Genomic DNA, 12,829 nt, shown 5'->3' with positions numbered 1-12,829 from the left:
GCGTCTGTGCACAGCTGATGCACGGGATGGTGCGCCCAAGCGCAGGTTCAGGGTCGGTCTGGTCAGGTCAGCACACCGAATTTCCGGTTGCTGTAGCCGTTCAGCAGCGCCGCGAACACGAGCACAACACCGAGCGCGAGCAGTTGGTATTGAGTGCCGGCGTTGCCGGGGAACAGCAGCAGGATGCCGGCGTTCAGCCAGACGATCAGGAGCGTCGCAAGGACCACGCCCGAGACCCGCCCGATGCCGCCGGTGATGGCGACGCCACCGAGAATGGCGATCGTGATCGCGGGCAGGGCCATGCCGTTGCCCGAGGTTCCGGCGTCAGGCCTCGCAGAGGCGAACTGCCCGACGGTCACCACGGCGACGAGTCCCGAGATCATGCCAGACGCTATGTAGGCGCGCATCCGCACCCAGGCGACGTTGATGCCCGCCCATTCTGCTGCAACGTCGTTTGTGCCCGTCGCATAGAGCCGCCTGCCGTAGGGCGACCTGTTCAGCGCGTACCAGACGATGATCACCGTCGGAACGAGGAACAGGAAGATGCCGAACGGGATCGGCGGAACTATCGATCCGACAAGCGGCAGCTCGACGGACTGCGCCGTCGAATAGAACTCCTGGATCACCGGCGAATTGATCGGCTGCTGGTTGTTCACGACGATGGCGAGCGACCCGTAGGCGTAGTACGTGGCGAGTGTGGCGATCAGCGCGGGGAATCCCAGGTAGGCGACGAGCACACCGTTCACCGCACCGAGCAGGCCCCCGGCCACAACGGCGATCACGATCGAGGGAACAAGAGGAACACCCCACATGCCGTAGACGAAGCCGAAGACCATGCTCACCAACGAGACCATGGACCCCACCGAGAGATCGATGGCACCGCGGCCAGACACGATGACGAGAAGCTGCGCGAGGCCGAGCATGGCGAGCGGGACCACGTTGATGAGCGAGCTCGCCAGGTATCTGGCGTTGTATGAGCCCGACATCTGGCCGGCGGCGTCCAGGATCAGCATCAGGGCGAGCACGATCACCAGCAGGATCGCGACGAGCAGCACCCTCTGGGTGAGCAGCATCCGCACGATGACGTTCGTCTTCGCGGCGGGGTCCTGTCGCGGCGCCTTGGTCGCGGGAGTGACCTGGGTCATGCTTTTCTCCTCAATCGCTGCTGCACGAGGTCGGCGCCGACGGCGATGATGATCGCGAGGCCGACGAAGAGATTCGCCAGCTGCGACGGCCATCCGAGCTGAATCACACCCGAGGTGACGGTCTGCACGAGAATCGCGCCGAGAACGGTGCCGAGCACCGTTCCACGCCCGCCGAGGATCGACGTGCCGCCGATGACAACGGCCGCGATCACCTGCAGCTCCATGCCGCGCCCCACCGTCGGGGCGAGCGACTGGGTGCCGTTCGCGATCACGATGCACGAGGCCAGTCCGACAAGCAGGCCGGTGACGACGTATGCGTAGATCGTGCGGCGCTGCACACGGATGCCGGCGAGACGAGCAGCGTCCGCATCGCTTCCGATGGCGTAGAAATGACGCCCGCCCGCGGTGTAGCGCAGGTACCACCAGGCGAGCGCGGCCAGCACGATCATGATCAGGAACGAGATCGGAACACCGAGGATCCTGCCCGCTTCTCCTCGGCCGAGGATCGCGATCGACGAGGGGATCCCGTTCACCACCTGCGAGTCGAAGATGCGCAGGCCGATGAACAAGAAGATGTTGGCGGTTCCGAAGGTGATGATAATCGGGTGAACGCGACCGATCGAGATCAGCACGCCGTTGAGCAGTCCGAGCGCACCGCCGATGAGCACACCGATGAGCAGGGCGAGCGGCAAGGGGAGCTGAGCCTCGACGAGCAGTTTCGCGACGACGACGGAACAGACCATGATCATGCCGGCGACCGAGATGTCGATGCCTGCCGTGATGATGACGATCGTCATGCCGATGCCGATCATCGCAATGGGTGCGACGTTCGAGAGCATCGGCTGAACGGACTGCGGCTGCAGGAACGCGGGGGTGAAGATTCCGAGGAGCACCCAGAGCACGGCTATCACGCCGATGAGCACGAACTCCTGGCCGGTCACGGGGAACGGCAGCGCGCGTCCGCGCGGCGCCGTCGACTTCTCCACGGGAGGGGTTGTGGTCTCGGTCATGCTGCGCCCGCCCGTCGGTCCGGGGTGACGACGTCGCCCGCGGCGGCGGCGAGCACGTCGACCTGAGTGGCCTCCGGGCCGAAGGCGACTGTTGTCGTTCCGCCCCTGACGACGACTATCCGGTCGGCTATGCGCAACGCCTCGGGAAGGTCGCTCGTCACAACGAGCACAGACACTCCGCCGTCGGCGAGCTCGCTGACGATGCCGTGGATCTCTTCTTTCGCACCGATGTCGACACCCTGTGTCGGTTCTTCGAGCACCAGCAGTTTCGGACGCTCGACGAGCTGCCTGGCGAGCACGACCTTCTGGGCGTTCCCCCCTGACATCGCGCCGATGGGCTGGCGCTCGCTCGGCGTCTTCACCGAGAGCCGATCGACCATCGACCTCGCCACCTCGGTCTCGCGCCTGCGATCGAACCACACACCGAGCCTCGTGAGCAGCGGGATGTGCCCTGCCGAGATGTTGAACGCGATCGACTGAAAGCCGAACATGCCCTGGCGTTTGCGATCGGCGGGCAGCAGGGCGATGCCGAGTCTCTGGGCGTGACGAGGGGAACGCGGTGAGATCGGCCGCCCGTCCAGGTACATCTCGCCTCCGCTCGGCTTCTCCATCCCCCAGATCGATGCGGCGATGGCGGCGGCCCCCGAGCCGACGAGGCCGTACAGCGCAACGATCTCGCCTTCCGCGACGCTGACGTTCACGTCGCGGAAGGCATCCCCCCGCCTCAGCCCTCTCACCTCGAACATCGGTTGCGCGGAATCGAGCTCTGCCACGCGTTTCTCGGCGCTCGGAAGCCCGCCGACCATCTCTTCGGCGATGGACCGCACGGTCATGTCGCCGATGTTGTGGGTGCCGATCGTGCGGCCGTCTCGCATCACCGTCACCTCGTCTGCAATGCGGAACAGTTCGTCGAGTCGATGCGAGATGTAGATGATCGACACCCCGCGCTCCCGCAGCCGCCGCACGACCTGGAACAGAACGTCGATCTCGGCGTCGGTGAGGATGGCGCTCGGCTCGTCGAGGATGAGGACCGATGCATCCTGCGCGAGCGCCTTCGCGATGGAGACCTGCTGTTTGCTGGCTATCGACAGGTCGTCGACCGCCAGGGTGGCATACCGGGCCGGAAGCCCGATCAGCGTGAGCAGGTCGCCCACCTCGGCGTTCTGCCTCTTCCAGTCGACACGACCGCCGGTGCGATGCTCGCGACCGATGAAGATGTTCTCGGCGACGGTGAGCTCGTTGAAGAGCTGGGGCTCCTGGTACACCGTCGCGATGCCGGCGGCGATCGCGTCGGTTGTGGTCGCGAAACTCACAGGCGCGCCATCGATCTCGATCGAGCCCTGGTCTGCGATCTCAGCGCCGGCGAGAATCTTGATGAGCGTCGACTTGCCCGCTCCGTTCTCGCCGACGAGCGCGTGCACACTCCCCGGTTTCACGGTGAGGTTCGCGTGCGAGATGGCTCGAACGGCGCCGAAGCGCTTGGCCACGCCTGCGAGTCTCACTCGTGGGGTGTCGCTCGGCGGGCGGGCGGATGCCGTGGCGGGCTGATCGTTATGTGCCAACGTGTCCACTCCTTCGGGGATGTGATGGTGAGCGGTCTGTGGGTGCGCGTCTGGGTGACCGGGCGGCGGACGGCGTCGGCTGGACGTCGCCCGCCGCCTCGACGGTTCAGTAGTCGAAGTCCCCCGCGTTCTCGAGCGTGATCTCGAGCGCCGGTCCGAGGATCAGCATCTTCTCGTCTTCGACGTATTCGACGGCGGGCAGGTTCTCGCTCACCTCGTTGGTCGCCTGGAACGGCTCTTCGAGGCCGAGCTGCAGCCCGGCCCACGCGGTGAGGTAACCGAACTCTTCGACGTCCCAGAGAATGGATGCCGACGACGATCCGTCTTCGAGATACGGAACCATCGACTGCGGCGTTCCGACTCCGACGGTGAAGACCTCGCCGATGGCGCCCGCGTCTCGCACGGCCTGCGCCACACCGACGGCCGAGGTGGTGCACTGCCCGATCAGCCCTGTGAGGTTGGGGTTCGCGTTCATGAAGTCCGTTGCCATCTGCGCGTTGGCCGCCTGATCCTCACCGGAGTAGCCGATGTCGACGAGCTTCATGTTCGGGTAGGCCTCGGTCTGGTAGGCCTCTTCGACCTCGATCCACGAGTTGAGGTTCTCTGCGGTCTCTCCACACGAGACGATCGCGTATTCTCCTTCTTCGCCCATGGCTTCCGCGAGTGAATCGATGACCTGTGTGCCGATGCCCTCGGCCGTCGCCTGGTTGACGAAGACCTCACGAACCGAGTCGGGTGCGTCTGTGTCGCTTGTGGCGACGTGAATGCCGGCGTCTTGCGCCTGCTGCAGCAACGGCGCCATGGAGTCCGGGTCGTTCGGAGCGACGATGAGCACGTCGACCTGCTGCTGGATGAACGACCGGACGACGTCGGCCTGCGCAGCGGCGTCCGCTGTCGTCGGGCCCTGATACAGCCACTCGATGTTGCCGAGCTCCTCGACTGCGCGCTCCGCGCCGGTGTTCATCGCTTCGAAGTACGGCGAGCCCTGGAGTTTGGGAACGAAGGCCACGGTGATGGTGTCGTCTCCCCCACCGCCGTCTTCCCCAGTGCCGCCGCCTGAGCAGGCGGTCAGCGTGAGCCCGGCGATGGCCGCCGTGGCGAGCACGAGTGCTGAACGAGATTTCTTCATTGACTTCTCCTGATGAGTGAGGTTGTGCCCGAGGGCCATGTCGCCCGAGGCCGTGTCGCTCCGCTGTGAGCTGGCACACCGCGTGATCCGATCCGGTTACCGCGCCCCTTTCTTCATTCGGTGGTCCGTGTTCCGTATTTCGAACTATAGTACGGTGTGTGGTTCTCGGTAGTGTAGGCTTACTCTCAGCCGGTGTCAAGGGTGCGTATTCCAGCGCGGGAATGGAGGAAGATGAGCACAAAGGCCCAGGTGTCGCGTGTGCCCTCTCTCTCACGCTCGGTCTCCGTCATCCGCTGCGTCGCACAGCTCGGGCGCCCTCAGTCCGTGAGTGCGATAGCCCGGGAAACAGGGCTGCCGAAAACGAGTGTTCTCGGAATCTGCTCCGCTCTCGCAGATGAACGGATGCTCACGCGCGGTGCAGATGGAAGCTACTGGCTCGGGCCTCGCCTGGCGGAGTTCGCGGCGTCCGAAAGACTGCACGCGGGCCGCACGCTGCGCCTCGGACTCCTGATTCCCACACGAGACAACCAGTACTACACGGCCATGCTCTCCGCGGCCGAGCACGAGACCCACTCGAGTGGCAGCGAACTGCACATTCGCGATGCCAACTCCGATCCGGACGAGCAACGACGGCAGTGGAACGAGCTTCTCTCGATCGGCGTCGACGCGATCCTCGTCGACGCCGTCGACTCCGACGCATTCGACGACCTGCTCGAACGGTCGCGCACCCAGCGTGTTCCGGTGCTGGCGATCGGTTCGCGTATGAACGGGGTGAATGCCTCGGTCACGAGTGACAACACCCAGGCCGGACTCCTGGCCGGGCACTACCTTGCCGCGCGACTGCAGCCCGGCGCCAAGGTCGCGATCGTCGACGGCCTGCACAAGAACGCGAACGCCGACAGGGTCGCCGGATTCCGCGAAGCGCTGCGAGACCACCCGCGCATCGAGATCGCCACCCACGTGCGCGGAAGGAACGACGACCCGGCATCCGGTCGCACGATGGCGGAGCGACTGCTCAGGGACGTGCCAGACGTCAGCGCCGTCTTCGCCGTGTGCGATCCCGTCGCCTTCGGCGTCACCGAGCACCTCACGAGAGTGGGAGCCCGCGTAACGGTGGCGAGCGTCGACGGTCGCGCACAGGCCATCGACCAGCTTGGCCGTGGACCGATCGTCGCGACCGCCGCGCAAGACCCGGAGCGCATCATCCGGAGCGCCCTCGAGCTCGCGACGGAACTGTGCAACGGAACACAGCCCGTTCAGGCCGCTGTGCTGATTCCCGTGCGGCTCGTCACCGCTGAGAACGCGTCTGGGTACACACCGTGGGGGTGAACGAGAACCGGCGTGCGCCGGCGGTCAGGCGAGGCATGGCCGCACTCGACGTGCTGGCGCACTCCGGCGATGTGAGCTGGCCAGACATCTCGCGCTCGCTGGGACTGGCCAGGAGTTCGACCTCAGACCTCATCGGCACGCTTCTCGACGAGCGGCTGATCCGTCGCCGGGGCTCGGGTTTCGCACTGGGGAACGCACTCGGCGAACTCGCGGCCGGATTCGTCGGCAACAGGCCCGTCCTCGAGCTCTTCGCCCTCGAGCTGGGGCGCGACCATCCGTTCGGCGAGCATACCCTCAGCGTGCAGGTGCTCTTCGGCGACCAGACGATGTGCGTCGACGTGCGAATGGGGCGGCAACTGCTTCCGTTCACGCCACGGGCTGGCAGCCGATCGCCCGTGTGGAACGGCGAGCGCGGAGAGCCGATCCTCACCAGCCTCGATCCAGACGACGTCGAACGCTCGCTCGACGCTTTCGGGGCGTTCTGTGGTGTGGACGCCGAGACGGCCGAGCGCATCACGCGGTGGACGCGCGCACACAGCACAGTGCACACAGCAGACCCCGGTGTGCTGCGGGCGTCGACGGGCAACGATGAGCTGAGCGTGGCGCTGCGACCGGTCGCAGACGATGCGACACCCGCCGTCATCACTCTGCAGTTGGCACCGGGAACGACTGACGACGCCGAGGCATCGGCGTTGCACAGCGCGCTGCGCGACCTGGTCGAGCGGATCGACGAAAGGCAGACGGGGTGATCAGGCATATGACGCCGGCACCCCGGGCGCGAACGCACTCGATCCGGGTGCCGCGAATCGAGAGAGGAGGCAGAGGATGACTGCCGAACGAGTGACGGCTGCCGAACGGGACGAGGCGACCAGAGCGATGGACGAGGTCGCCGCGGCGGTCAGGAGTGTGCCGGAGGGCACCCTCAACGACGTCGCTCGGATGATCTCTGAAGCACGAGTGGTCGCGAGCTATGCCGGCGGACGTGAGGGGCTCGTGATGAAGGGGCTGACGATGCGGCTCTTCCACGCCGGCGTCGACGCCCACTCGGTCGGTGAGATGACCTGCCCGGCTGTCGGCGAAGGCGACCTGCTCGTGCTGTCGTGCGGACCGGGGCGGATCTCGATGGTCGAAGCGCTCGCCGGCGTCGCGCGCAGAGCGGGCGCGCGCATTCTCTACTTCACAGCGGAGCCGCAGACACCGCCGGCCGACCTCGCAGACACGGTTGTTGTGATCAACGCCCAGACGATGGCGAACGACACGGGATCGGATGCCGTGCTGCCGATGGGCAGCGGATACGAGATCGCTCTTTTCGTGCTGGTCGATCTGATCACGAACCGGGTTCGCGAGCACCGCACCGGGTCGCCGGAGGAGATGCGGGCCAGGCACACCAATCTCGAGTAGCAAGCACCGGCAGGCGCATCACCTATCCTCCCGCTGAAGAGACGGCTTCCGGCGAGTAGTGCGTCCGCGAGGCGAACGTGTAAGCTGTGGTCTGACCACTATGGTCAGACCACACATCGGAGAAGCGGATGCCAGACGAGCCACGCGCGTGGAACCTTGTGCTCACGCACATCGAGCGCGAGCTGATCCAGGGTCGTCTTCGCCCCGGTGACCATCTTCCCGGCGAGCGCTCGCTCGCCGCCGCCCTCGGTGTCGGGCGCTCCAGTGTGCGCGAAGCCCTTCGAGTGCTCGAGGTGCTCGGTCTCATCCGCACCTCAACGGGTTCCGGCCCGAGCTCGGGCGCCATCATCGTCGCCGTGCCGGGCGGCGGGATGTCTGCGCTCATGCGCCTGCAGGTCGCCGCGCAGGGATTCGCCGTCGAAGACGTGGTGAAGACCCGTGTCATCGTCGAATCAGCGGTCGCCGCAGAACTCGCCGAGGCATTCGCCCGGCACTCCTCCAGCCGCCAGGACCCGGCGGAGCGCGCAGACCAGAACCCGCCCCCGGCGCCACACCTCGACGAGGCCAGAGTGCTTCTCGACGCCATGGACGACGCTGCGAACGAGGTCGAGTTCCTCGCGCTCGACGCGCAGTTCCACCTCGCTCTCGCCGAAGCGAGCGGCAACCAGGTGATCACGGCCACGATGGCGGGCCTGCGTTCGTCGATCGAGTCCTATGTGATCGCCGGGGTGCCCCGGCTCGCCTCGTGGAGCACCACAAGCCAACGCCTCAGGCGCGAGCACCGCGGAATCGTCGCCGCAATCGAGGCGGGCGACCACAACCGGGCGCGCACGGGCATCCGCTCGCACATCGAGACCTACTACGCCGAGACGGGGCTCTCGAGCGCCGCTCACCCCCGAAGGAGACACACATGGTTCAACGCCGCATCCCCAAGGTGCGTGACCTCGCGCCGCTGATGCAGTTCAAGACCCCCGAGCTCAACGCCAAGAAGCGCCGGTTGGATGCCGCGCTCACGATCGCAGATCTTCGCGCGATCGCGCAGCGCCGCACCCCGAAGGCCGCGTTCGACTACACGGAGGGGGCCGCGGAGGGCGAGATCTCGCTGAAGCGCGCTCGCCAGGCGTTCGAAGACATCGAGTTCCATCCCTCTGTCCTGCGCGACGTCTCGTCCGTCGACACCACCCGCGAGGTGCTCGGCGCGCCCGTGGCCATGCCGTTCGGCATCGCACCGACCGGCTTCACGCGCATGATGCAGACCGAGGGCGAGCACGCCGGAGCGAGCGCCGCCGCCGCCGCGGGCATCCCCTTCGCGCTGTCGACGATGGGCACCGCATCGATCGAAGACGTCAAGGCGGCGAACCCGCACGGGCGCAACTGGTTCCAGCTCTACATGTGGAAGGACCGCGACCGGTCGATGGCCCTCGTCGACAGGGCCGCGAAAGCCGGGTTCGACACCCTGCTGGTGACGGTTGACGTTCCGGTCGCCGGCGCCCGCCTGCGCGACAAGCGCAACGGCATGTCGATCCCACCGTCGCTCACACCGAAGACCGTGATCAACGCGATCCCCCGTCCGGCGTGGTGGATCAACTTTCTCACCACGGAGCCCCTCGCGTTCGCATCGCTCGACCGCTGGTCTGGCACGGTGGCCGAACTGCTCGACACGATGTTCGACCCGACCGTCGACTTCGACGACCTCGCGTGGATCAAGGAACAGTGGCCGGGCAAGGTCGTCGTCAAGGGGGTGCAGAACCTCGAAGACGCCAAGCGGCTCACCGACATGGGCGTCGACGGCATCACCCTGTCCAACCACGGCGGCCGGCAGCTCGACCGGGCGCCGATTCCGTTCCACCTGCTGCCAGAGATCGTGCGCGAGGTCGGCGCAGACACAGAGGTGCACCTCGACACCGGCATCATGAACGGTGCGGACATCGTCGCCGCCGTCGCCCTCGGCGCACGATTCACGATGATCGGCCGCGCCTACCTCTATGGGCTGATGGCCGGTGGTCGTGAGGGCGTCGACCGCACCATCGACATCCTGCGCGCCGAGATCGAGCGCACGATGCGCCTGCTCGGCGTTGCGAGCCTCGACGAGCTGGAACCTGGCCACGTCACGCAGCTCGCACGCCTGACGCCGGTGTCGCGGAACGTCTCTGCGGCCCTTGCCGCCCCGGCGCCCAAGAAGAAGGCCCCTGCGCGCAAACCGGCGCTGGAGAAATAAGACGACCAGCACAATGCGATCGACCGGCCGGGGACAACCGCCGCATGTCGGATGTTCCCGGCCGCGCTCCACAGTACGAACGTGTTCGGCGAAGACCTGCGCAGGTCATGCCTTGGGAAGAAAGGGCTGACCCGACAGCAGAAACCCGGCGGCCACTCCCATCAGCACAAGGTTAAGCAGCATAACGACCGCGAACAGAAACCGCCCCCACGCCGCCAGCGGGCATCGGGCCATCAGCACGTAGCAGCCGGCGAGCAGACACACCCAGGCGACAGCGGCCATCAGCCCGAGCAGGAGTGCCGACGTGTTCTCCGCGGCCTCCCAACCCGGACCGTGAACAAGGTGCCCCTCGGCGAACACGAAGCCGGCGAGGGCGACGCACGCGATCGCCAGCAGTCCGAACGGGAGAGCGAAGACGCCGACCATGCCGCCGACGATCAACCGCAGCGCCGGGTTGCCAGGCGGTGGGGCCACGTACGCCGGCACGCTCTGCTCGTTTCTGATGAAAACGTCGTTTCTCATGGTGACTGCACCTGCTGGGCACAAGCTACTTTGCTGCGATCGATCGTACCATTCAGCACGGTATGAGCTGATACGTCGTATCAGCCTGCCGGCCCGGCCCGGCGGGACCGGCATGCAGAACGAGCAAGCTCGCCGAACGAAAATACTACGGGGTAGGCTTTGGGAAATATTGTGCTCGAAGAGAATGCCCGTGGACGAGAGGGGCGCTATGGCCGTTATGTGCCGCCCGCTTGCGTCACTGGGGTTTGACGCCGAGCAAAACGATGTCCCACATGCGTTCGAGCTGCTGCTCGACGGTGTCAGAGGTGTTCGTGTCCTGTGCGACGGACTGGACTCCGAAGAAGCATTGGACGAGGACCTCTGCGAGGTCGTGCACGTCTTTGTCTTCGCGCACGGTTCCGTCGGCGATCCCCTGCTGCAGGTGCAGGGTGAGGAGCGACGCCCATCTTTTGTATGGGTTGCTCTCACCGGCTGCCAGGCCGAGTTCCTGGGACACCCGAACCGCCGCGCGGGCGCGGAGGTCGTCTCGGAAGACACGTGCGACGTGTCTCGCGAGCTCTTTGATCGCGTCCAGCCCGCGCAGGCCCTGCTGGTTCACCTCCGCGATCACACCGGGCCACAGATCGAGTTTCTCGGTGACGAGGGCGTGAGCGATGGACTCCTTGCTGTCGAAGTGAAAGTAGACGGCGCCTTTGGTGTAGCCGGAGCCCGCGATGATGTCCGCGAGCCGAGCGCCGTGAACGCCGTGCCGTGCGAACTCTCGCGCGCCGGAATCGAGCACGGCGTTGTAAGTGCGTACCGCTCGTTCCTGCTGGGCCACCTCAACCCCTTCACGTTCACTGGAGCAGACGATGAATCAACCACAGTTCGACTCGCTGGACGACGCCCTCGGGCCAGCAAGAGACCGATACTTCGGCCGTGGGTATCACAGAATATCGCACGAGATCACGGATGCCGTGCTCCACACCGAGGGAGCGCACGTTCGGTTTCGAGCGCGCGGAGCGGTCTCCTATCCCGAGGCCTGGTCGAGCAAGGCGGATCGACAGCTCGCGCCGCATCTGAGCACGATCGACATGATCGTGCTCTCGGCGAGTCTCGCGGAGCTCAGCGTGGCCCATCAGAACGGTCTCAACGCGGCGGACCGCAGGCGGAGCTGGATCTCATCCATCGAGCTCCGCGCCGGCACGAAGCCGCACCTTGATCTGGGAGACATCCCGCTTGCGGGCACGTCGACACGGACGAGCCGCACCATCAGCGATGTTCACGTGACGGTCGGGGCAGCGAAGGCGACGATCGTTGTTCACCATGAGGGCGGATCCGGCGACCGGCGCGATGCCGAATACAAAAACGTCACCGATGCCCTCGCGCCCGCCGAACAGAGGATCTACGGCTCTGCGTACAAGCGTTCCACGATCTCGAGCGCCAGCATCCGCGTCGACCTCAACGAGCTGACGCTGCACACCAGTCACAGGGTCGAGCCCGCGCACGTCAGCGCAGACGCGGAGTCCGCATACGGCCGCTCGGTGTCGTACCTCGACGCCCTCGTGACGACGGCTCAGCTCGGACAGGTGCTTATGTATACCATCGACGATATCGCCCGCGCAGACAGCAACACCTTCTGGCTTCGCAAGATCACGCTTTCGGCGACAGGTCCCGATCGCGTTCCTCGCGGCCGGATCTCATCCGCGCTCCGAACAACGAAGACGACACTGCTCGAGCGCGGTTCGTCACGCTGGCGTGCGAGCGAGCTCGCCGTGGAGTTCGGCGGTGTTCACGCGACCGCTTCCGTTGCTCACGAGATCCCCGCGCCATGAGTCACGGAACCACAACGGCTTTCTTCGACGTCGACGGCACGCTGATCAGCGCCCAAAGCCTGACCAGCTTTCTGATGTACTACACGCGAACGCCCGGAGGCCGAACGGTCGCCGCGCGCGTGGCGGGCCTGCAAGAGCTTGTGGATGCAGGGGCCGGCCGCTCCACCGTCAACCGCGCCTACTTCCGGGCTTTCGCCGGCGAGCACTGGGATGCCCTGCTGGCGGCCGGGAACAACTGGTACACCAGCCTGGACGAGTCGACGCTCTTCCACCGGCCGGTACTCGACCGACTCATCTGGCATTACCAGAGCGGCCACCGGATAGTCCTCGTCTCGGGCTCCTGGGCGCCGTGCCTCGAGCCTCTCGCAACAGTCCTCAGCGCCACCGTGCTCTGCTCGCAGCCGACCATCGTCGACGGGGTGCTCACCGGTGAGCTCGACGTGCAGATGCTCGGATCGACGAAAGCGAACGCCATGCAAGCCCTGCACAAAACGCACCCCGTCGACTGGCAGACGAGCACCGCGTATGGCGACGACATCTCAGATCTCCCCATGCTCGAGCTCGTCGGCCGGCCCGCGGTCGTCGGGCGAAACGCCCCGCTTCTCCACCACGCGACAACGAACAGGTGGGAACGCATCGTCTGGTGACGGATGCTCCGCCTCGTCTCGGAACCTGCCATCGGCGGGGCTCGGCACGCGC

General features: G+C 66.1%; 13 protein-coding genes. 7 read left to right on the top strand and 6 right to left on the bottom strand.

The window, feature by feature from the left end:
• Window positions 1-62 precede the first annotated feature (62 nt).
• From ACYVF5_RS01810 to ACYVF5_RS01795, 4 genes are all read right to left on the bottom strand, one after another.
• The gene (locus tag ACYVF5_RS01810; RefSeq protein WP_460942702.1) at window positions 63-1,145 is read right to left on the bottom strand and encodes an ABC transporter permease; all 1,083 of its coding nucleotides are present in this window, start codon (window positions 1,143-1,145) and stop codon (window positions 63-65) included.
• Entirely contained in the window at window positions 1,142-2,155 is a 1,014-nt protein-coding gene (locus ACYVF5_RS01805; RefSeq protein WP_460942700.1) for an ABC transporter permease, read from the bottom strand. The genes ACYVF5_RS01810 and ACYVF5_RS01805 overlap by 4 nt, the downstream gene beginning before the upstream one ends.
• Window positions 2,152-3,717, bottom strand: coding sequence for a sugar ABC transporter ATP-binding protein (locus ACYVF5_RS01800; protein WP_460942698.1), 1,566 nt, complete (start codon window positions 3,715-3,717; stop codon window positions 2,152-2,154). The genes ACYVF5_RS01805 and ACYVF5_RS01800 overlap by 4 nt, the downstream gene beginning before the upstream one ends.
• A 106-nt stretch (window positions 3,718-3,823) precedes the next feature.
• On the bottom strand, window positions 3,824-4,846 hold the full coding sequence (locus tag ACYVF5_RS01795; protein WP_460942696.1) for an autoinducer 2 ABC transporter substrate-binding protein: 1,023 nt from the start codon (window positions 4,844-4,846) through the stop codon (window positions 3,824-3,826).
• 231 nt (window positions 4,847-5,077) lie between these two features.
• On the opposite strand from ACYVF5_RS01795, the gene ACYVF5_RS01790 reads away from it, so the two are divergent.
• The 5 genes from ACYVF5_RS01790 to ACYVF5_RS01770 all read left to right on the top strand — a co-directional run bounded on the left by ACYVF5_RS01790 (window position 5,078) and on the right by ACYVF5_RS01770 (window position 9,794).
• Complete coding sequence (locus ACYVF5_RS01790) at window positions 5,078-6,175, top strand: sugar ABC transporter substrate-binding protein (RefSeq protein ID WP_460942694.1); 1,098 nt, start codon at window positions 5,078-5,080, stop codon at window positions 6,173-6,175.
• Window positions 6,166-6,924, top strand: a complete 759-nt coding sequence (locus ACYVF5_RS01785; protein WP_460942692.1) for a helix-turn-helix domain-containing protein — start codon at window positions 6,166-6,168, stop codon at window positions 6,922-6,924. The genes ACYVF5_RS01790 and ACYVF5_RS01785 overlap by 10 nt, the downstream gene beginning before the upstream one ends.
• Window positions 6,925-7,000: 76 nt before the next feature.
• Window positions 7,001-7,576: a phosphoheptose isomerase family protein gene (locus tag ACYVF5_RS01780; protein ID WP_460942690.1), complete on the top strand. Its 576-nt coding sequence runs from the start codon at window positions 7,001-7,003 to the stop codon at window positions 7,574-7,576.
• A gap of 128 nt (window positions 7,577-7,704) precedes the next feature.
• Window positions 7,705-8,532, top strand: coding sequence for a FadR/GntR family transcriptional regulator (locus ACYVF5_RS01775; protein WP_460942688.1), 828 nt, complete (start codon window positions 7,705-7,707; stop codon window positions 8,530-8,532).
• Entirely contained in the window at window positions 8,487-9,794 is a 1,308-nt protein-coding gene (locus ACYVF5_RS01770) for an alpha-hydroxy acid oxidase (RefSeq protein ID WP_460942686.1), read from the top strand. The genes ACYVF5_RS01775 and ACYVF5_RS01770 overlap by 46 nt, the downstream gene beginning before the upstream one ends.
• Window positions 9,795-9,899: 105 nt before the next feature.
• Here the strand turns inward: ACYVF5_RS01770 and ACYVF5_RS01765 are convergent, their stop codons facing one another.
• A complete protein-coding gene (locus ACYVF5_RS01765; RefSeq protein ID WP_460942684.1) occupies window positions 9,900-10,316 on the bottom strand; it encodes a hypothetical protein in 417 nt (138 codons plus the stop codon).
• A 235-nt stretch (window positions 10,317-10,551) separates the two neighbouring features.
• Window positions 10,552-11,136, bottom strand: coding sequence for a ScbR family autoregulator-binding transcription factor (locus ACYVF5_RS01760; protein WP_460942682.1), 585 nt, complete (start codon window positions 11,134-11,136; stop codon window positions 10,552-10,554).
• A 31-nt stretch (window positions 11,137-11,167) separates the two neighbouring features.
• On the opposite strand from ACYVF5_RS01760, the gene ACYVF5_RS01755 reads away from it, so the two are divergent.
• Complete coding sequence (locus ACYVF5_RS01755) at window positions 11,168-12,130, top strand: AvrD family protein (RefSeq protein ID WP_460942680.1); 963 nt, start codon at window positions 11,168-11,170, stop codon at window positions 12,128-12,130.
• Window positions 12,127-12,777, top strand: a complete 651-nt coding sequence (locus tag ACYVF5_RS01750) for an HAD-IB family hydrolase (protein ID WP_460942677.1) — start codon at window positions 12,127-12,129, stop codon at window positions 12,775-12,777. Before ACYVF5_RS01755 ends, ACYVF5_RS01750 begins: the two co-directional genes overlap by 4 nt.
• Window positions 12,778-12,829: the final 52 nt, after the last annotated feature.

The sequence above is a fragment of the Okibacterium endophyticum genome (genome assembly GCF_054780075.1).
Note: the sequence above shows the minus strand (reverse complement) of the source record. Positions and strands in the feature narration are given on the sequence as shown.